This is a genomic window from Bacillus sp. SN1, assembly GCF_002796895.1.
Taxonomy (GTDB): Bacteria; Bacillota; Bacilli; order Bacillales; family Bacillaceae; genus Bacillus; species Bacillus inaquosorum.
In genome coordinates this window covers 684835-704870 of sequence record NZ_PHIE01000001.1, presented here as the reverse complement: position 1 = coordinate 704870, position 20036 = coordinate 684835, and the positions used below count along the sequence as shown (strand labels likewise).

Annotated in this window: 24 protein-coding genes; 16 read left to right on the top strand and 8 right to left on the bottom strand. The window is 42.8% G+C overall.

The window, feature by feature from the left end; genetic code table 11:
* Positions 1 to 25: 25 nt before the first annotated feature.
* The 4 genes from CVV77_RS03615 to aprX all read right to left on the bottom strand — a co-directional run bounded on the left by CVV77_RS03615 (position 26) and on the right by aprX (position 4171).
* Positions 26 to 1243, bottom strand: coding sequence for a cytochrome P450 family protein (locus CVV77_RS03615; RefSeq protein ID WP_100274667.1), 1218 nt, complete (start codon positions 1241 to 1243; stop codon positions 26 to 28).
* A gap of 228 nt (positions 1244 to 1471) precedes the next feature.
* The gene (gene ymzB, locus CVV77_RS03610) at positions 1472 to 1828 is read right to left on the bottom strand and encodes a protein YmzB (protein ID WP_019258463.1); all 357 of its coding nucleotides are present in this window, start codon (positions 1826 to 1828) and stop codon (positions 1472 to 1474) included.
* 78 nt (positions 1829 to 1906) lie between these two features.
* The gene (locus CVV77_RS03605; RefSeq protein ID WP_100274666.1) at positions 1907 to 2731 is read right to left on the bottom strand and encodes an MBL fold metallo-hydrolase; all 825 of its coding nucleotides are present in this window, start codon (positions 2729 to 2731) and stop codon (positions 1907 to 1909) included.
* A gap of 111 nt (positions 2732 to 2842) precedes the next feature.
* Entirely contained in the window at positions 2843 to 4171 is a 1329-nt protein-coding gene (aprX, locus tag CVV77_RS03600; RefSeq protein ID WP_100274665.1) for a serine protease AprX, read from the bottom strand.
* A 224-nt stretch (positions 4172 to 4395) separates the two neighbouring features.
* Here aprX and CVV77_RS22300 point away from each other — a divergent pair, with 224 nt between their 5' ends.
* The 3 genes from CVV77_RS22300 to CVV77_RS03585 all read left to right on the top strand — a co-directional run bounded on the left by CVV77_RS22300 (position 4396) and on the right by CVV77_RS03585 (position 6149).
* Entirely contained in the window at positions 4396 to 4629 is a 234-nt protein-coding gene (locus CVV77_RS22300) for a hypothetical protein (protein WP_003238371.1), read from the top strand.
* A gap of 285 nt (positions 4630 to 4914) precedes the next feature.
* Entirely contained in the window at positions 4915 to 5622 is a 708-nt protein-coding gene (locus tag CVV77_RS03590; protein WP_100274664.1) for a poly-gamma-glutamate hydrolase family protein, read from the top strand.
* Positions 5623 to 5696: 74 nt separating this feature from the next.
* On the top strand, positions 5697 to 6149 hold the full coding sequence (locus tag CVV77_RS03585; protein WP_084992385.1) for an OsmC family protein: 453 nt from the start codon (positions 5697 to 5699) through the stop codon (positions 6147 to 6149).
* A gap of 12 nt (positions 6150 to 6161) precedes the next feature.
* Here CVV77_RS03585 and ebrB read toward each other — a convergent pair whose 3' ends face one another.
* From ebrB to CVV77_RS03570, 3 genes are all read right to left on the bottom strand, one after another.
* The gene (gene ebrB / locus CVV77_RS03580) at positions 6162 to 6515 is read right to left on the bottom strand and encodes a multidrug efflux SMR transporter subunit EbrB (RefSeq protein WP_019258468.1); all 354 of its coding nucleotides are present in this window, start codon (positions 6513 to 6515) and stop codon (positions 6162 to 6164) included.
* Between the two features lie 12 nt (positions 6516 to 6527).
* On the bottom strand, positions 6528 to 6845 hold the full coding sequence (ebrA, locus tag CVV77_RS03575) for a multidrug efflux SMR transporter subunit EbrA (protein WP_032732040.1): 318 nt from the start codon (positions 6843 to 6845) through the stop codon (positions 6528 to 6530).
* 141 nt (positions 6846 to 6986) lie between these two features.
* Positions 6987 to 7220 (bottom strand): hypothetical protein, encoded by a 234-nt coding sequence (locus tag CVV77_RS03570; protein ID WP_003238366.1) that lies wholly within the window; start codon positions 7218 to 7220, stop codon positions 6987 to 6989.
* A gap of 89 nt (positions 7221 to 7309) precedes the next feature.
* Here CVV77_RS03570 and CVV77_RS03565 point away from each other — a divergent pair, with 89 nt between their 5' ends.
* The 9 genes from CVV77_RS03565 (at position 7310) to CVV77_RS03525 (ending at position 14170) form a co-directional block, all read left to right on the top strand.
* Positions 7310 to 7723: a YmaF family protein gene (locus CVV77_RS03565; protein WP_100274663.1), complete on the top strand. Its 414-nt coding sequence runs from the start codon at positions 7310 to 7312 to the stop codon at positions 7721 to 7723.
* A gap of 99 nt (positions 7724 to 7822) precedes the next feature.
* Positions 7823 to 8767, top strand: coding sequence for a tRNA (adenosine(37)-N6)-dimethylallyltransferase MiaA (gene miaA, locus CVV77_RS03560; RefSeq protein ID WP_100274662.1), 945 nt, complete (start codon positions 7823 to 7825; stop codon positions 8765 to 8767).
* A gap of 39 nt (positions 8768 to 8806) precedes the next feature.
* Entirely contained in the window at positions 8807 to 9028 is a 222-nt protein-coding gene (hfq, locus tag CVV77_RS03555) for an RNA chaperone Hfq (protein ID WP_003221097.1), read from the top strand.
* 184 nt (positions 9029 to 9212) lie between these two features.
* Complete coding sequence (locus CVV77_RS03550; RefSeq protein ID WP_100274661.1) at positions 9213 to 9485, top strand: YmzC family protein; 273 nt, start codon at positions 9213 to 9215, stop codon at positions 9483 to 9485.
* A gap of 81 nt (positions 9486 to 9566) precedes the next feature.
* On the top strand, positions 9567 to 9797 hold the full coding sequence (locus CVV77_RS03545; protein ID WP_003238362.1) for a hypothetical protein: 231 nt from the start codon (positions 9567 to 9569) through the stop codon (positions 9795 to 9797).
* Between the two features lie 243 nt (positions 9798 to 10040).
* A complete protein-coding gene (gene nrdI / locus CVV77_RS03540) occupies positions 10041 to 10433 on the top strand; it encodes a class Ib ribonucleoside-diphosphate reductase assembly flavoprotein NrdI (RefSeq protein ID WP_100274660.1) in 393 nt (130 codons plus the stop codon).
* Positions 10393 to 12495 carry a class 1b ribonucleoside-diphosphate reductase subunit alpha gene (gene nrdE / locus CVV77_RS03535; RefSeq protein ID WP_003238357.1) on the top strand — a complete coding sequence of 701 codons (2103 nt, stop codon included), beginning with the start codon at positions 10393 to 10395 and terminating at the stop codon, positions 12493 to 12495. The genes nrdI and nrdE overlap by 41 nt, the downstream gene beginning before the upstream one ends.
* Positions 12496 to 12512: 17 nt before the next feature.
* The gene (gene nrdF / locus CVV77_RS03530) at positions 12513 to 13502 is read left to right on the top strand and encodes a class 1b ribonucleoside-diphosphate reductase subunit beta (protein WP_003238355.1); all 990 of its coding nucleotides are present in this window, start codon (positions 12513 to 12515) and stop codon (positions 13500 to 13502) included.
* A gap of 47 nt (positions 13503 to 13549) precedes the next feature.
* Positions 13550 to 14170, top strand: coding sequence for a hypothetical protein (locus CVV77_RS03525; protein ID WP_019258472.1), 621 nt, complete (start codon positions 13550 to 13552; stop codon positions 14168 to 14170).
* A gap of 62 nt (positions 14171 to 14232) precedes the next feature.
* Here the strand turns inward: CVV77_RS03525 and cwlC are convergent, their stop codons facing one another.
* Complete coding sequence (cwlC, locus tag CVV77_RS03520) at positions 14233 to 15000, bottom strand: sporulation-specific N-acetylmuramoyl-L-alanine amidase (protein WP_100274659.1); 768 nt, start codon at positions 14998 to 15000, stop codon at positions 14233 to 14235.
* A gap of 862 nt (positions 15001 to 15862) precedes the next feature.
* Between cwlC and spoVK the strand changes: the two genes are divergently transcribed.
* From spoVK to glnR, 4 genes are all read left to right on the top strand, one after another.
* A complete protein-coding gene (spoVK, locus tag CVV77_RS03515) occupies positions 15863 to 16831 on the top strand; it encodes a stage V sporulation protein K (RefSeq protein WP_019258474.1) in 969 nt (322 codons plus the stop codon).
* A 132-nt stretch (positions 16832 to 16963) separates the two neighbouring features.
* Positions 16964 to 18226: a GTPase HflX gene (gene hflX / locus CVV77_RS03510; protein ID WP_019258475.1), complete on the top strand. Its 1263-nt coding sequence runs from the start codon at positions 16964 to 16966 to the stop codon at positions 18224 to 18226.
* A gap of 17 nt (positions 18227 to 18243) precedes the next feature.
* A complete protein-coding gene (locus tag CVV77_RS03505) occupies positions 18244 to 19509 on the top strand; it encodes a methionine gamma-lyase family protein (protein ID WP_019258476.1) in 1266 nt (421 codons plus the stop codon).
* Positions 19510 to 19618: 109 nt separating this feature from the next.
* Positions 19619 to 20026 carry a transcriptional repressor GlnR gene (glnR, locus tag CVV77_RS03500; protein ID WP_003238341.1) on the top strand — a complete coding sequence of 136 codons (408 nt, stop codon included), beginning with the start codon at positions 19619 to 19621 and terminating at the stop codon, positions 20024 to 20026.
* Positions 20027 to 20036 lie beyond the last annotated feature (10 nt).

Sequence of the window (20036 nt, the reverse complement as noted above, 5' to 3'; positions counted from 1 at the left end):
TTTTGAAGGGGGCTTTTTGAATATGTTATTTTGAAAGTGAGACAGGGAGACTTTCTAACCCTCTTAAAAAGACATTTTTTCTCCATTGGATTTCATCAGGCGCTGCCGCGAGCTCAATATCCGGAAATCTCTTTAGAAGTGCGTTGAATGCAACGTGGCCTTCCAGCCTGGCAAGCGGCGCTCCTAAGCAGAAATGAATGCCAAAGCCGAAAGAAATATGTCTGTTCGGCGACCGATTGATATTTAAAATTTCAGGGTTCTCAAAAAAGTTTGGATCGCGATTGGCAGATCCAATGCCTATAAAGATCATGTCTCCTTTTTTGATTAAATGCCCCTTGTATGTAAAGTCCTCGATGGCCCACCGATTTGCCATCATCACGACAGGCGAGGTGTAGCGCAGCAATTCTTCAACCGCAGTAGCAATCATTTCAGGATGCTGCATCAGCTTCTCACATTCCTCCTTGTGCTGAAGCAATGCGAGGGTGCCTGATCCGAGTAAGTTAACGGTCGTTTCAAGACCCGCTACGACCAGCAAGAACAGCATCGAATAAAGCTCTTTTTCGCTTAACTTGCTGCCGTTTTCTTCAGCATGCACAAGTTTACTGATTAAATCGTCTTTTGGCTGTATCCTTCTGTCATGGATCAGCTTGGCGACATAGTCTTTGAATTCACGAAGGGCTTGATTTGTCAGCTCTCTATTGCCTTCAGAGGTATCAACCATCGCATTGGTCCAGATTTGAAACTGTGCCCGATCCTCTTTAGGAATTCCCATCAATTCAGATATAACAATAAAAGGCAAAGGGGATGCGAAGGATTTCATGATATCCGTTTTGTTTTCTTTTTCCATTTCATCTAAAAGCTGTTCAGAAATTTGTTCGATGCTGCTACGTAGATTTTCAATGGTGCGTGGAGTAAATGCTTGATGAACAAGTGATTTCAAGCGGGTATGGTCAGGTGTGTCTTTTGCCAGCATATGATCGGATACAAAATCGATATCCTCGCTGACGTTGAGCATTTTGATTTGTTCTTGGCTCATCACGTTTTTTACATCTCTTGTAATTCGATTATCTTTTAGAAAGGCCATACAATCATCGTAACGGGTGATTAACCAAGCCGGATATGTGCCGCCGAACCGTTTTAATTCAAATCGGTGAATGGGATCTTCCTCTCTAAATCGGCCCAAAACTGAAAAAGGATCGTGATGAAATTCTTTTCCGTGCGGATGAAACATCAATTTTTCCATGTGCATTCTCCTCGCCTAATAGGGTAAATAGATGACATTCTGTTAAACAAGTTGTAGTAAAAAACGGAATTGTTTGAAACTTAATCCTGTCTCTAAAACTATATATCTATTTTAGGCGGCATTCAATAGGGTGAAGAACGAAAAAATGAAAAAGTGGGTCCATGTAAAGCAGCGCCTTTGAATGGTGCTCAAAGGCGCTAAGCTATATTATTTTGCTTCGAGTGACTGTCAGCTGTGCTGAACATCAATTGTGTATACTGCACGATCTGTTACAACCTTTAATCCTTCGTTTTCTTGGTGAATATGAATATCACCTAATAAAGGAATCTCATAGGCATTTTGCGGAAGCGGTACGTCCCCATCCTCAGTATAAGTTGTTCCTTCGCCTTCTAAAACAAGTTCTTCTTTTGCAACATAGTCATCAGGATGATTCGTGCTTCTTATACCCACTTTTTGAAGGTGGAGAACAATCTGATCCAAATCTGAAACCTCTTCATCATGGGTCAATTCGCCTTTTCTAATATCAAGCGTCTGGCCGACTTTGGATTCCAGCCATTGAGATAGCTGTGTATTCGTGTATGCCATCAATATTCCTCCTTTTGATCTACACGATACTATTCCCAATTGCTGCATCTTTTACACGCATAAGAACCGCCTCGCCCCTTATGTATGAAACAATTCGCTGTTCAGAGCCTTGATATAACGTACGGCAGAACGCTGGACGGCTTCGCCGGCATTTTCTCTGACAACTTTAGAAAAAGCGTTGTAAAGCCGGTTGAATTGAAGCGGTTTCATTTTGGCTGCTATTTCCTCAACTTTGGAAGCGGGAAGGGGAATGAGATTTGGATAGCTGTACATAAAGCTGACCCAGTTCCGATCCGCCGCAACCGTAATGATATCCCCGGTCAATAGACAGCCTTTCCCTTCATTGCCTTTGCTCCAATGGAGAACAGCACCGCCTTTAAAATGTCCGCCCAGGCGGTAGAGGTCCAGTCCCGGCTTCATCTTGAGAGTTTCACCTGACCAGAAATGAATGTGATTGCTTGGCCTTGCCACCCATTCTTTGTCATCCTCATGAATATAGATCGGGGCCTGAAACGCTTCAGCCCACTCAACCTGAGCAGAGTAATAATGCGGATGAGACAAAGCGATGGCTTGGATACCGCCTAATTCGTTGATTTGGTCAATTGTCTTTTGATCAAGATATGAAATACAATCCCACAGCACGTTAAAGCCATTATGCTGGATAAGAAATGCTGTCTGTCCGATCGCAAACTCTGGTTCAGTTTTGATGCTATAAAGTTGTTCTTCTTCCTTTTTGAGGATGTTTTGAAGGTTTCCTTTTTCACGCATGTCTTCAAGGGTTGTCCAAGATTGTCCATCCGGATGAATATACTGCCTTTCTTCATCGCAAATCAGACATGAGTTAGGCGGATTTACAGTCTGCGCATGTTGTACACCGCATGTGTTGCAGATATAATATGGCATTTTACCCACTTCCTTCATCCATTTTCTATTATTTTATCTCATTATTATGAAAATTCAAAACATAAAACCGGCAACTCTGCTGAGAGAGATTTGCCGGCTTTATGATGCTGTCTAATGGCCGGGAACGGAATTTTCTGCGTTTACAGCGCCCGCTCCGTAAACATTCGGATCTTCATCTTTCCATTTGTCTGTGCCATTTTTTAGCAGCTCTTTCACTTCATCAGGTGTAAGGTCAGGATTTTGTTGAAGGATTAAAGCTGCAATTCCTGCACAGATTGGTGTTGCCATCGATGTTCCTGACATTGAAAAATACTGAGATCCTACACGGCTTGACTTTTGAAGCTTATCGATATAAGAATTCGGAGAGCGAAGGGAAATAATATTAACACCGGGCGCTAATATATCAGGCTTTTCTTTCCCGTATACTGTCGGCCCGCGGCTTGAGAAGGAAGCGACTGTATCATCATCGCTGCTTGCGGTATTGTTATCGTCAAGCGCACCTACTGTAATCACCTTTTCGCTCACGCCCGGACTTGCAATCGTTTGTGGATCAGGCCCTGAGTTTCCGGCAGCGACACAGACGACAATCCCCGCGTTCCACGCTTCTTCAACCGCTCTGACTAACGGGTCTTCCAGTTCATTATCATATCGAAGCGCATCGCCCCCGAGCGACATACTGATAATATCAATCGGTTCATTCGGGTTGTCCTCATTGTATTGAATACACCACTCTACACCTTCAATAATATCCGCTAACGTTCCTGAACCTTGCTTGTTTAACACCTTCACACCGATTAGGTTGGCTTCCGGTGCAGGTCCGCGGTATTGGCCGGAAGAGGACGCGCCGCTGCTTGCAACATCACCTGCACAGTGTGTGCCGTGACCATTATCATCATAAGGCTCGGTTTTTTGATTGACCATGTCCGCGAATCCGACAATCCTGCCTTCTAAATCAGGGTGCGGGTAGATTCCTGTATCGACAACAGCGACGGTAACGCCTTTTCCTGTCAGGGTTTGCCCGTTTCTAACGACTTCCTTCGCGTGGCTTGCTTCGGTTGCCGTGTCTAGAAGCGCTTTGACTTCTCGGTTTAAATACACTTTGCGGATATCGCCGCATTCAGAAAGAAGAGAATGTAACGCTGAAGGAGTAACCTCCGCGCTGCAGCAATTGATTTTGTTGAAGCGGCTTTTTAGCTTGCTGCGTTTTTCTTTTTGCAGTACCTGTCCAGCCGTTTGGAAGCCGGTCTCGTGACAGCCTTCCTCAAATTCAATAATGACTGACATTTTTTTTCTGTTTTTCAATTTGGTTTCGAAAAATTGATGCAAGAAGCAAGGAGTCCATTTGAAGGGCTTGTAAAGCTGCAAGACGCTTTCCCGTAACGGCCAATCTAGCTTATGAGCATTTGCTCTCACCATTTGTACCATAGAGTACCCAAACATGTATTTTCCTCCTATTATAAGGTTCTCTGTATACTCTATGAACAGATGATAGGTTTGGTAAGTTTGTTTGTCCTTTATAAGAGGCAGACATGAGTTGGTTTTTATGAACCTTTCGAATCAGATACGAAAGATTCATAAGTCGTGGCAATCATTGGACATTGAAAAAGAACGTTTGTTCGTATTATAATGTTGTCATATTAAACAGGCAGGAAGGGTGCAGCTGGATGAATTTCTTCTTACATCGGTCTTTGGAAAGCCAAATGCCAATCAGCATTATATATATGAAGAAAGACGGAACGATAAGCAAAAGAACGATTATTGTAAGACAGAAAAGCAAAACGCAAATCAAAGCTTTTTGTTTTTCGAAACAACAGATCAGAACGTTTTTGTTAGACTCTATTCTCTCCTGTGACTTTGTGAGAACAAATAAGCAAAATTTCTATTTTGCAGGACGATAACAGGCTGTCCGTTTCTGTATACCGGGCAGCCTGTTAATTGGAAAAACCCTCCTTAAACCTCTATACATTTAATTACCAAGTGAGGTTGTTCCTACCTTTTTTGCCTTTCCTCTCAATCTTTTTTCACTCATATTTGAAATGAACCGCTATTAACTGTGACATTCAATTGATTTTTTGAAACCGGGAACTTTTTCACTGATGATATAGTGTATACAATGGTAAGATAAAACCTATTGGCTAAACCTCATATAATGAACCGTGCCATTCTTATGAAAGGAGTTAAACATGAGAAGATTTATACTAAATGTCATATTAGTCTTAGCCATTGTCTTATTCCTAAGATATGTTCATTACTCATTAGAACCTGAACCATCTGATCAGCCAGATACATATTCAAATTTCAGCAGCTTGGCAGAAAATGAGAGCCCAGCCGATTATGATATTTCTTATAATGAAAAAAAGGGAAGCAATGTCTTAATTATGTCTCCGCACGGCGGAAGAATTGAAGGCGGAGTAAGCGAGCTTGTGCGGTATTTCAATAATGAATACTCTACATACCTGTTTGAAGGGCTGAAGTCACACGATAACCAAACGCTGCACATTACAAGCACCAACTTTGATGAGCCATTGGCTGCAAAGAAAATCAAGGAGCACCAATATGTTGTGGCTTTTCACGGATATAAAGGGGAGAACAAGAATACACTTGTTGGAGGCACAGACCGAAAGCGGGCGAAAATGATCGTAAGAGCCCTTGAGAGAAGAGGATTTTCGGCTGAGCTAGCGTCGTCTAAAAGCGGTCTCGCTGGATTGAGTGCCGAAAACATTAACAACCAAGGGGAAACAGGGCTGAGTATCCAGCTGGAAATCAGCCGCGAACAGAGAGAAGCATTTTTCGATGATTTTTATTATAAAAATAGGAAATACACAAAGAACAGTGAATTTTATGCTTATGTTCGTGCGATCAAAAGTGTCCTTGAAAAAGAGTATTCGTAACAAGCAGATCTGAAGACAAAATAAGAGAAGATCAGTAGACTGAAATAGGATCATAAAAGGAGGCAAAACATACGATGGCAGATCATCATTTTTATTTAAAAGCGAACTGGCCGGGAAACCGCAATGACGTCGGTACGATCGAAAGCGGAAACCTCATCACATCTATTTCTATTCCTAAAGAAATGGATGGACCGGGAGAGGGGACCAACCCAGATGAAATGCTTCTCGGGGCGGCAGCGACCTGTTACATTATTACACTTGCTGCGATGATGGAAAGAAGCGGGCTGGAAAAAGAAGACTTGCAGATGGAGTCAGAAGGTATTGTCGACGTCACAAAAGGAGTCTTTACATACAAAAAGATCATTCACCGTCCCTCCGTCATGCTCAAACATGATGCTTCACAAGAAGACATTGCATTGGCGCACAAGCTTTGTGAAAAGGCGGAGTCGTCATGCATGATTTCACGCGCAGTTCAAGGAAATGTCGAGCTGCAGCTTGAGGCCACTGTAAAACGGGCTGGTGAATAAAAAAACAGACGGTCACTCACAGACCGTCTGTTTTTTTTCTTTAGCAGGGGCTTTTGACTGATTTAACACGACGACGCCTGCAATGACAAGCGTGAGCCCGAACACTCCCTTTAAACTGATGGTTTCGCCAAAAAGCAAAAATCCGACAATGGCTGTAAGCGCCGTTCCAACGCCTGACCATGTCGCATACGCACTTGATAAGTCAATTGTTTTTAAAGAAAAGCTTAGAAAGGTAAAAGCAGAAAGAAACCCGGCAATGACTCCGATAATGGGCCAGGCTTGTGTAAATCCTTCTGAAAGCTTCAGCATCGTGCTCCCGAAAACCTCAGATACAATGGCAAGAGCCAAATAAAGAAATCCTTTCATGATCATCACTCCTTACTGCCAGTTAAGTAACACAACCCCTGAAATTAATAAAAGGATTCCAATTAGTCCTTTCACGTTCAGTTCTTCCTTGAACCATTTCACTCCGATCACTGCCGTCAGCACCGTGCCCACACCGCTCCATGTCGCATATGAGAGACTCAGGGGGATATGGTTTAAGGTCAGCGACAGCATGTAAAAGGCGAGGGAATAGCCAATCACGACCAGGGCGCTTGGCTTCCATTTTTTGAAGCCGTTAGACACTTTCAGCATGGCCGCTCCTATCGATTCCGAGCATATGGCAATCGTGAGGAATATGTATCCTATTAACATTGTAAATTCTCCTCACTTCAAATATGTTTTTAGGTCATAAAAATCTCAGCTAGAAAAATATTAGTGTATGCCTAAGTATGAGTCAAGAGATTCATTTTCACTGACATAAAAAAGACCCCTTTTTTAAGAGGTCTGTTGTGTTTAATAGTAATAAGGATATGGAGGAAACGGATAATAGGGATATCCGCCATAGAAATAAGGATTAAATAAAGCGCTTCCTACAAGCCCGCCTACAAGGCCGCCGAAAAAAGGCCCCCCGTAAAATCCGAATGGACGGCCAAATCCAAACCCGTAGCCAAATCCAGGTCTTCCAAACCCAAAAGGTCTTCCAAATATTCTTGTATCTTCAGCAGTGAAATTCTCTATCTCGTTCATTTTTTATTTCCTCCTGTAATAAATTGTAGATGATGCAGTGTATTCAGCCTACCCAGATTTGATTGGGCGTTTGATGAAAAAGAAGGGATGTGATCACATTGGGCCTGTATCCGTCTGACTGGTTAAAAGCGCCGCCTCACGCACATGCTTATCATGTCAAAACAACCAAAGAACAGGGACATTATCATCTCATTGAAGGATTTACTCAGCCGGCTAATGGATCGAATACCGATCAGCATACACACTACTTTACTGGGATTACGTCTTTTGAAAGCGGTCATTTCCACCGGTATTACGGAGTCTCGGGCCCTGCGATTCCCTTAGCAGACGGCACTCATTATCACGAAATCGAAGAAACGACGTATCTGGCCTATAATGAACCGATTGAGATCCGGTACGGAGGCGTTGTGTATGATCCGAAAGATGACGGAAGAAAAACGCATCGGCATGCCCTGAAAGGAAGGACGAGAGAAATCGTCGGCAATGAGCCGCTCGGCTGGTAGCAGGATGTTTACCGGTGCAAAAAAAGGGCAAAATGGATAGGTGGTTGTACATGATGAATGCTATAATGGGGGGAGATTTATAAAAGAGAGTGATACATATTGAATAATACGAAGCAGCCCGTTGTCATTTTAGTCGGACCGACGGCAGTGGGGAAAACAAATTTAAGTATTCAGCTAGCTAAATCCTTGAACGCGGAAATTATCAGCGGAGATTCGATGCAGGTTTATAAAGGGATGGATATTGGAACAGCTAAAATCACCGAACAGGAGATGGAGGGAGTGCCCCATCATCTGATTGACATTTTATATCCCCAAGATTCCTTCTCCACCGCCGATTATCAAGGCTTAGTGAGAAACAAAATCAGCGAGATTGCCAAAAGAGGAAAGCTTCCGATGATTGTCGGCGGTACAGGGCTTTATATACAATCTGTGCTGTACGATTATACATTTACGGAAGAGGCGAACGACCCTGCTTTTCGACAAAGCATGCAAATAGCTGCGGAGCGGGAAGGCGCTGACTTTCTTCATGCCAAACTTGCTGCGGCAGATCCTGAGGCAGCAGCTGCAATTCATCCGAATAATACAAGAAGAGTCATTCGTGCGCTGGAAATTTTACACACGTCTGGAAAAACGATGTCTCAGCATTTGAAGGAGCAAAAACGAGAACTCTTGTACAATGCAGTGTTAATCGGACTGACAATGGACAGAGACACGCTTTACGCTAGAATTAATCAGCGGGTCGATATGATGATGGAGGCAGGTCTTCTTCCGGAAGTGAAATGCCTCTACGACCGGAATGTGAGAGACTGTCAGTCGATACAGGCGATAGGCTATAAGGAGCTATATGCATATTTTGACGGTTTTGTGACACTTTCTGATGCTGTCGATCAGCTAAAGCAGAACTCAAGACGGTATGCGAAACGCCAGCTGACGTGGTTCCGCAACAAAATGCAGGTTACCTGGTTCGATATGACACCGCCCGTTGATATGGAGCTGAAAAAAAAGGAAATTTTCACACATATAGCAGGAAAACTCGAACTTTAATCGAAACTGTATGATATAGAGAATCAAGGAGGACGAAACATGAAACCGATTAATATTCAGGATCAGTTTTTGAATCAAATCCGGAAAGAAAATACGTATGTCACTGTTTTTTTGCTGAATGGCTTTCAGTTGCGTGGCCAAGTGAAAGGCTTTGATAACTTTACCGTATTGCTGGAATCGGAAGGGAAGCAGCAGCTTATATATAAACATGCGATCTCAACGTTTGCGCCGCAAAAAAACGTCCAGCTTGAACTCGAATAGATTACAAAAATACCATGTCAACGCATGGGGAGGCTGTCGGGGGAATCTCGGCAGCCATTTTTAAAATGAACCAAGTTGTTCTGTAAGCTGACCATGCCAAGGCACGGTCTTTTTTTATGAGATCAACATATGTAAGGCTATAACGAATATCATGTAAAAATCTGAATCTGGGAGTGACGCGATCTTGTTTGAAAGTGAAGCAGAACTGAGACGAATCAGGATTGTGCTTGTGTGGATAGCTGTATTTTTGCTGTTCGGGGCGTGCGGGAACCAAGAAACCATCATTGAAACAGACAGCGGCAATTCAGATGATGATACGCCTCAGCCAACCTCGTTCCCGCTTGAGCATAATCATTTTGGGGTTATGGAGGACGGCTATATTAAAATTTATGAGTATAATGAGTCCCGCAATGAGGTAAAGCTGAAGAAAGAATACGCGGATGATGAGCTTGAATAAAATTCACAAGCATCCGATTTTACAAAGAGGATGCTACCCGCTAAACTAAATACAGACACAGATCAAGCAGAGGGTGAAAAAATGAAGCATAAAGTGATCGTGAATCATTGGGAAGAAATTTGCGAAGATGATTCTTGCTATGAATACGGAACAAGCATCATTGTGAACGGAAAAGAATTAATCAGAGAAGCGTCAATTATCAGCGCTTTGAAGGCGGTTTTAGAAGAGATCGGTGCGGATGTTGAAATAGAAGAAACAGTAGAGAGCGAAAAATGCTGTGATAGCTTAAGAAAAAAAAATCTAGACTACTAAGCAGTTTTTTTTCATGTTATGATATACATCGGCTTAAAAACGACACCCTGAGTAGGACGAGAGATGATTCTCGTTCTGCTCTCTTTTTTGGGCCCTAATGAGTCTGCCCATTTGCCTGATTTGATCAAAATATGAATTTTTCATAAAAACAAATCTATATATTGTGTTTTTGCTAGAGGGTAGTATACTATATATAGTGTTAGTGATGAGAGATTCATATTTTTTGATAGGTCGTGATAAAACGTGGTACAAATCATATTTGATTCAAAAACAGGGAATGTTCAGCGGTTTGTGAACAAAATAGGCTTTCAGCAGATACGCAAGGTGGACGAAATTGACCACCTGGACACTCCGTTTGTTTTGGTCACCTACACGACAAACTTCGGTCAGGTACCGGCATCAACACAATCATTTCTCGAAAAATACGCCCATCTCTTATTAGGAGTCGCTTCGAGCGGCAATAAAGTATGGGGCGATAACTTTGCAAAAAGCGCCGATACCATTTCAAGACAATATCAGGTGCCGATCTTGCACAAATTTGAACTCAGCGGCACATCTAAAGACGTTGAATTGTTTACTCAGGAGGTAGAAAGAGTTGTCACAAAATCAAGTGCCAAAATGGATCCAGTTAAATAACGAAATTATGATCCAAAAAGATGGAAAATTCCAGTTTGATAAGGATAAAGAGGCTGTACATAGCTATTTTGTAGATTATATCAATCAAAACACAGTTTTCTTTCACGATTTAAAAGAGAAGCTGGATTATTTGATTGAAAACCAATACTACGAAGAGGAATTCTTAAGCCTTTATTCTTTTGAAGACATTAAAGCAGTGTTTAAGACAGCTTACGCTAAGAAGTTTCGTTTTCCTTCCTTCATGAGTGCGTTTAAATTCTATAATGACTATGCTTTGAAAACGAATGACAAGAAAAAAATCCTCGAGCGTTATGAGGACCGGATCTCAATTGTCGCGCTGTTCTTCGCAAACGGCGACACTGAGAAAGCAAAAGAATATGTGCGCCTGATGATCAATCAGGAATACCAGCCGAGCACACCGACATTTTTGAACGCCGGCAGAAAACGCCGCGGTGAACTGGTGAGCTGCTTCTTACTCGAGGTCAATGATTCATTAAACGATATTTCAAGAGCGATCGATATTTCCATGCAGCTTTCGAAACTGGGCGGCGGGGTTTCTCTTAACCTGTCCAAGCTTCGCGCGAAAGGTGAAGCCATTAAAGATGTTGAAAATGCCACAAAAGGTGTTGTAGGCGTCATGAAGCTTCTTGATAACGCGTTCCGTTACGCTGACCAAATGGGACAAAGACAGGGATCTGGCGCGGCGTACTTAAACATTTTCCACCGCGATATCAATGATTTTCTCGATACGAAAAAGATTTCTGCCGATGAAGATGTGCGCGTCAAAACGCTTTCTATCGGTGTTGTCATTCCGGATAAGTTCGTTGAGCTTGCGCGTGAGGACAAAGCGGCTTACGTATTTTATCCGCACACGATTTATAAAGAGTACGGCCAGCACATGGATGAGATGGACATGAACGAAATGTACGACAAATTTGTCGACAACCCTCGGGTGAAAAAGGAAAAAATCAACCCGCGGAAATTACTTGAAAAACTGGCGATGCTTCGTTCTGAATCAGGCTATCCATACATCATGTTCCAAGATAACGTGAATAAAGTGCATGCGAATAACCATATTTCCAAGGTGAAATTTTCTAACCTTTGCTCTGAAGTGCTGCAGGCATCTCAGGTTTCTTCATACACAGACTATGATGAAGAAGATGAAATCGGTTTGGATATTTCCTGCAACCTGGGCTCGCTTAACATTCTCAACGTCATGGAGCACAAATCAATCGAAAAGACAGTTAAGCTTGCGACAGACTCTTTAACACACGTGTCTGAAACGACTGATATCCGCAATGCGCCTGCTGTAAGACGGGCAAACAAAGCGATGAAATCAATCGGTCTCGGCGCTATGAACCTTCACGGCTACCTTGCGCAAAACGGCATTGCGTATGAAAGTCCGGAAGCGCGTGACTTTGCAAACACGTTCTTTATGATGGTGAACTTCTACTCCATCCAGCGTTCTGCAGAAATCGCAAAAGAGAAGGGTGAAACGTTTGATCAATATGAAGGATCAACCTATGCGACAGGTGAATACTTCGACAAATACGTTTCAACTGATTTCTCACCGAAATACGAAAAAATCGCCAACCTGTTTGAAGGCATGCATATCCCAACGAAAGAGGACTGGGAAAAGCTAAAAGCATTTGTGGCTGAACACGGCATGTATCACAGCTACAGATTATGCATTGCGCCTACAGGCTCTATCTCATACGTTCAATCAAGCACGGCGTCTGTCATGCCGATTATGGAACGGATTGAAGAAAGAACATACGGCAACTCAAAAACGTACTACCCAATGCCTGGGCTTGCATCTAATAACTGGTTCTTCTATAAAGAAGCCTACGATATGGACATGTTCAAGGTTGTAGATATGATCGCGACTATCCAGCAGCACATTGATCAGGGAATCAGCTTCACATTGTTCTTAAAAGACACAATGACGACTCGTGATTTAAACCGAATCGATCTGTATGCACATCACAGAGGAATTAAAACCATTTACTATGCAAGAACGAAAGATACTGGGCAAGACAGCTGCCTTTCTTGTGTTGTTTGATTAAAGGAGAGTTTATAGTGACAAAAATTTATGACGCAGCAAACTGGTCAAAGCATGAAGACGATTTTACCCAAATGTTCTATAACCAAAACGTGAAACAGTTCTGGCTTCCGGAAGAGATTGCTTTAAACGGCGATCTCCTCACTTGGAAGTACCTCGGAAAAAACGAGCAGGACACTTATATGAAGGTACTGGCCGGACTTACTCTTCTTGATACAGAGCAGGGGAATACGGGAATGCCAATCGTGGCTGAACACGTAGACGGTCACCAGCGGAAAGCGGTGCTGAACTTTATGGCAATGATGGAGAACGCTGTCCATGCGAAGTCGTACTCTAATATTTTCATGACCCTGGCACCGACTGAAACGATTAATGAAGTATTCGAATGGGTTAAACAAAATAAATATTTGCAGAAAAAAGCGCAAATCATCGTCGGACTTTACAAAGCCATTCAAAAAGATGACGAGATTTCTCTGTTCAAAGCGATGGTTGCTTCCGTCTATCTGGAAAGCTTCCTCTTCTACAGCGGTTTCTATTATCCGTTATATTTCTACGGACAAGGAAAACTGATGCAAAGCGGTGAAATCATCAACCTGATCCTTCGTGATGAAGCGATTCATGGCGTCTATGTGGGTCTCCTTGCTCAGGAAATCTATAATAAGCAGACAGAAGAGAAAAAAGCAGAGCTTCGCGACTTTGCGATCGACCTTCTGAATGAGTTATATGAAAATGAGCTTGAGTATACAGAAGACTTGTACGATCAAGTCGGACTCTCACACGATGTAAAGAAATTCATCCGCTATAATGCCAATAAAGCGCTGATGAACCTTGGATTTGATCCATACTTTGAAGAGGAAGATATTAATCCGATCGTTTTAAACGGATTAAATACAAAAACAAAATCACATGACTTCTTCTCTATGAAGGGGAACGGTTATAAAAAAGCGACAGTTGAGCCGCTCAAAGACGATGACTTTTATTTTGGAGATGAAAAAGAGCAGATATAATATCTGCTCTTTTCGCTTGAAGGTTAAATAAGGAGGACGCAGTAACCATGGGAAAGATGGATGAAATGATTTTGGTCGCCCCACGCGACGACGTGTTTAAGAAAGAGAGCTTAACCTTTCAGGGCGTGAACAGTGAAAATAGCAGAGTAGCAGAAATCATGGCTCAGATCGAAGAAGCCTATCGTGAAATGAGAAGGGGAGACGCAGAAGAAGATCCTCATTACAAGCAGCCGATTCCCTATGTCGTCATTAAGCGCGAAGATGAAGTTTTCCTTTATGAGCGGCTGGCTGGCGGCGGAGAATCACGTCTGCACAATAAGCTTTCTCTCGGCTTTGGAGGCCATATGAACGCCATCGAAGGAGCAGCCTCATTTGCTGAAGTCTTAAAGCTGAACACAGACCGTGAGCTTGACGAAGAACTGCAAATACATGAAGAGGATAAACAGGCGATTGTCACACTTGGACTCATCAATGATGATGAAAACAGTGTCGGCAAAGTGCATATCGGTATTCTTTCTGCGCTAGAGTTGAAGCCTGGCTCAAAAGTGGAAGTAAAGGAGAAAGAACAAATTGCGGGTAAATGGATGAAAGTCTCAGAATTAAGACAGGACGACATCTATAACCGTCTGGAAACATGGTCACAATTTGTTGTTGATATTCTTGAATAAAAAAACCCGGTTTCTCGTGATGAGGAGCCGGGTTTTTTATGAAACGCTCGTCCGCGTCTAGACTATGATTCTAGAAAGACAATTGCGTCAAATCCGGCATTCTCCGCTCTGGCAGCAAGAGCGTCCGCATTGTCTTTGGACGAAAATGCGCCAATCTGCACTTTGTATAATCCGTCCTTTAAAACGACAATCGTGTCAAAGCCTTTAGCTTCGGCACTGCTAGCGAGTGAGTCCGCATTCGCTTTTACTTTAAATGCGCCGATTTGAACCTTATATAACCCTGAGCTGGATGTTTTTTTAAGGTTAAAGGCTTGCTCCAGCCCGTTTACATGGCCTCTCGCTAAGCTTTGAATAAAGCTGCTTGTTTTAAGCTTATTTGCATCAGCAACGGTATCAATGAATCCGTTCTCGGTCAATAGGGCAGGCATTGCCGACTCCCTTAGGACGTGGAAGTTTGCTGTTTTTTTGCCGCGGTCGGCGAAGTCGACAGCTTGTATCACTGCAGAGTGAACTGCAGATTGGTAAGTTGTTGTCGGAGCTCCTACACCCGGGTAAATATAGCTTTCAAAACCTGTGCCGCCCCCGGAATTAATGTGAATGGACAAAAAGAAATCTGCTCCCCAGTTATTTGCGGCATTTGTCCGGTCACTTAAGCTGACATATTGGTCGCTTGTCCGGCTCAGCAGCAAAGAAACTCCTTCATACTCATTTGTCAATATTGTACGTAAAGCTAAAGCGATTTGCAGGGTTAACGTTTTTTCTTGAAGGCCATTTCCTGTTGCACCTGGATCAGACCCGCCATGGCCAGGATCAATAAAAATCTTAACCATTCTTCATCACCTCATTACAGGATATGAAAAAACACGGCTTCTGCTTGTACGAGTATCATCTGTCTGAAAAATGAGGAAATAACCCTTACGCATGCGGAAATTATTTCTCGGGAAAGCGCACAATTCAACATGAAGCGACAGCAGATTCCATTCGAATAAAAAATATAGACATGTCATTTGTTTGTGGGTATTATGGGTTCGGCTTTATTTTACACTGATTCCGTCTCGTTTTAGTCTTTGTGTTCTAATTTTGAGCAGACATTTGGAACGTAAATTTACAAGCGGAGCACCTTTCATATGCTAAGAAAGGGACGAGTCGTTAAAGACATCTCTTTATAAATAGAAGAAAGAGAATGTGTCAGTATCTTAGGTGAATGAGGCTGGCAAATTAACTACGAATATATGCTGACAGGTGTGAGTGTCCTGTATTCTTGGATTGGATCTGTTCAAAACCGAAAGCCGCACGCCAAACCGGGGTACGTTATGAACAAAGAACACGGTATCGTCGGAAGTTTCCGCTCGGGCTTCGTTTAAGTGAACTGTCCGACAAGGTTATAGAAAGAATAAGGGATTTCATATCGATGCTTCTTGCTGATACTTGAGAAAATAATGATAAAGAGGTTGATACATCCAAAGAAATATCACCATTTTTATAGCTCAGTGTTCTGACAAAATGATTAAAAACAAAATCTCTTGGTTTGTCCACCCCATGTCCGTGAATACAATAAGAAATAAAGTATTTCTCGGGAAAGCGCAAGATTCCTTATCGTTCCCGAAAAAAGCAATTGTTTCGACACATGATAGGCGTTTGTCACAAACGGCATCCGCTTGAATATCATATAGAGAGAACAGAGAGGTGAAAATGTTGGAGCGCGCTGTGACTTATAAAAACAACGGACAGATCAACATTATTCTAAACGGGCAAAAGCAAGTGCTGACAAATGCTGAGGCTGAGGCGGAATATCAAGCCGCTTTGCAAAAAAACGAAGCGAAGCACGGCATTTTGAAGGAAATAGAAAAAGAGATGAGCGCACTGGTTGGGATGGAGGAAATGAAACGCAACATCAAGGAAATATACGCTTGGATTTTTGTGAACCAAAAACGCGCGGAGCAAGGCTTGAAGGTGGGGAAGCAAGCGCTGCATATGATGTTTAAAGGAAACCCGGGAACAGGAAAAACAACCGTTGCACGGCTGATTGGCAGGCTGTTCTTTGAAATGAATGTCCTGTCAAAAGGCCATCTGATAGAAGCAGAGCGGGCTGATCTGGTCGGGGAATATATCGGCCACACCGCCCAAAAGACGAGAGATTTAATCAAAAAGTCATTAGGCGGCATTTTGTTTATAGACGAAGCCTATTCGCTGGCAAGAGGCGGCGAAAAGGACTTTGGGAAAGAAGCGATCGACACACTCGTAAAGCATATGGAAGACAAACAGCATGAGTTTATTTTGATACTCGCCGGATATTCTCGGGAAATGGATCATTTTCTCTCATTAAATCCAGGTCTCCAATCAAGGTTTCCCATCTCCATTGATTTTCCGGATTATTCTGTAACCCAGCTCATGGAGATTGCAAAACGAATGATCGCTGATAGGGAATACCAGCTCAGTCAAGAAGCGGAATGGAAATTGAAAGATTACTTAATGACAGTCAAAAGCACAACAAGTCCCATTAAATTCAGTAATGGACGTTTTGTCAGAAATGTGATCGAAAAATCGATCAGAGCGCAAGCCATGAGGCTTTTAATGGGCGATCAATACTTAAAAAGCGACTTGATGACTATTAAAAGCCAAGATCTTTCCATTAAAGAAGAAGCGTCTGGCTCTGTATAGACCTCTCAGTTTTCGAGAGGTCTGTTTTTTGCTGTATTTCTTGCTTTTCAAAGCAATCGATTTGTGGTATACACATGCAGGGTTTGGTATGATAATACTACTGCCCAATATGCAAAAGAAAGGAACATCCATTTGAACGAACAGGAAACAAGACAGGAAAAAGCTATTTTAGTCGGATGTCAGCTGCCGCATATCACGGATGAGCATTTTGAAAATTCTATGGAAGAGCTTGCATCTCTGACAAAAACAGCAGACGGAAAAGTATTGACCAGCGTCACACAAAAACGGAACAGGGCTGACGCCGCTACATATATAGGAAAAGGGAAGGTAGAAGAGCTGAAGGCACTGGTGGAAGAGCTTGAAGCTGATCTCCTTATCTTTAATGATGAGCTGTCTCCAAGTCAGCTGAAGTCGTTGGCCACAGCGATTGAAGTGAAGATGATTGACCGTACGCAATTGATATTAGATATTTTCGCAAAGCGGGCAAGAACGCGAGAAGGCAAACTTCAGATTGAACTGGCTCAGCTGCAATATGCACTTCCGCGTCTGACGGGGCAAGGGATCAATCTCTCCCGGCAAGGCGGAGGAATTGGGGCGAGAGGTCCCGGGGAAACGAAACTGGAAACCGACCGCCGCCATATCAGAAATCGCATTCATGAAATCAACACACAGCTTTCAACTGTCATTCGCCATAGAAGCCGATACCGTGAAAGAAGAAAGAAAAACGGTGTGCTTCAAATTGCGCTTGTCGGATATACAAACGCAGGGAAATCAACATGGTTCAACCGCCTGACAAGTGCTGACAGCTATGAAGAAGACCTCCTGTTTGCCACACTGGATCCGATGACCAGAAAAATGGTCCTGCCAAGCGGCTACAGCGTGCTTCTGTCAGATACAGTAGGATTTATTCAGGATCTTCCGACGACACTGATTGCTGCATTCCGGTCAACCCTTGAGGAAGTAAAGGAAGCGGATTTGATCCTTCATTTGATTGATTCCTCAAATGAGGATTACGTGGGACACGAAAAAACGGTGCTTCGTTTGCTTGAAGAGCTTGAAGCAGATGACATCCCGATGCTGACAGCTTACAATAAACGTGATCAAAAGCTGCCTGATTTTATACCGTCCGCCGGAAGGGATCACATTATGGTCAGTGCGAAATTTGAGGAAGACGCTGAAACGTTTAAAGAAGCGATTCAGCGCTATTTGCGCCAAGAGCTGTTAACATCTTTTGAAGCGCATGTGCCGGCAAGTGAAGGTAAGCTCCTTTCGAGAATCAAATCGGAAACGATGGTTGACCGCTTCTATTTTAATGAAGAAAATGAACGGTACGACATATCAGGCTATCTGCAAGAAGAGCAAAGCATCATCGGTGAATTAAAGAAGTATATGTAGGAAGGAAATTCAAAGACATGTTTGACACATTAACACACGGAGAATTATTGAAAAAAACGGCAATGGAAGTGGAATCAGACATTGCCGGCGTTCATAAACAAATAGAAGAAATCAGCGAGCGCAATGAATGGAGGGTGCTTCAAAGCTATAGAAAACACAAAGTAAGCGACACTCATTTCACACCGTCTACAGGATACGGCTATGATGATATCGGAAGAGACACGCTTGAGAGCATTTATGCGGATGTGTTTGGCGGAGAAGCGGGGCTTGTAAGGCCGCAAATTATCTCAGGCACCCATGCCATCTCGATTGCTTTGTTCGGTGTGCTCAGACCGGGGGACGAGCTCCTTTATATAACGGGCAAGCCATATGATACGCTAGAAGAAATTGTGGGCGTCAGAGGCGGAGAAAACGCTGGATCATTAAAGGATTTTCAAATCGGCTACAATGCGGTTGATCTGACAGAAGACGGAAAAATAGACTATGATGCAGTCGCCGCAGCGATCAATCCGAAGACGAAAGTAATCGGCATTCAGCGCTCAAAAGGATATGCAAATCGTCCTTCTTTCTTAATTAGTGAAATAAAAGAAATGATCCGTTTTGTAAAAGAAATCAATAAAAACCTGATCGTCTTTGTGGACAACTGTTACGGAGAATTTGTGGAAGAGCTTGAGCCTTGCCATGTCGGAGCCGATCTGATGGCGGGATCTCTCATTAAAAATCCCGGCGGCGGTCTTGCGAAAACAGGAGGCTATCTCGTCGGAAAAGCGAAATGGATTGAAGCTTGCTCATACCGTATGACGTCACCTGGCATCGGCAGAGAAGCAGGAGCATCTCTTTACTCGCTCCAAGAAATGTATCAAGGCTTCTTTTTGGCGCCTCACGTTGTGTCTCAGAGTTTAAAAGGAGCGGTGTTTACAGCGAGATTCCTTGAAAAACTGGGCTTCACTTCAAACCCGAAATGGGATGCGAAAAGAACAGATTTGATACAATCCGTTGAGTTTTCTGACAGAGAAAAGATGATTGCCTTTTGTCAGGCGATTCAATTTGCATCGCCGATCAATGCCCACGTGACGCCTTATCCGGCCTACATGCCGGGATATGAAGATGATGTCATTATGGCAGCAGGCACATTTATTCAGGGAGCAAGCATCGAATTATCAGCAGATGGCCCTATCCGCCCGCCGTATGTAGCGTATGTTCAGGGAGGATTAACCTATTCGCATGTGAAGAATGCCATATGCAGTGCAGTGGATTCACTCATGGAAAAACAATTAATTTAAATTTTTTAAAAATTTCACTGAATTTCATGTTAAGAATCCTTACATCGTATTGACACAAAATATAACATCACCTATAATGAAACTAAGTTAAGAAAAGGAGGAAATTGAGATGAGTGATAATATTCGCCGCTCAATGCCTTTATTTCCAATAGGAATTGTCATGCAGTTAACTGAATTATCAGCAAGACAAATTCGATATTATGAGGAAAATGGACTAATATTTCCAGCTAGAAGCGAAGGAAATAGACGATTATTTTCATTTCATGATGTAGATAAACTGTTAGAAATCAAGCACCTGATAGAACAAGGTGTAAATATGGCAGGAATCAAACAGATTCTGGCGAAAGCAGAAGCCGAGCCGGAGCAAAAACAAAATGAGAAGACGAAAAAACCAATGAAACATGATCTGTCCGATGACGAGCTGAGACAGCTCCTAAAAAACGAGCTCATGCAAGCCGGCCGTTTTCAAAGAGGGAATACATTCCGTCAAGGCGACATGTCCCGCTTCTTTCATTAATCCGTTAGCA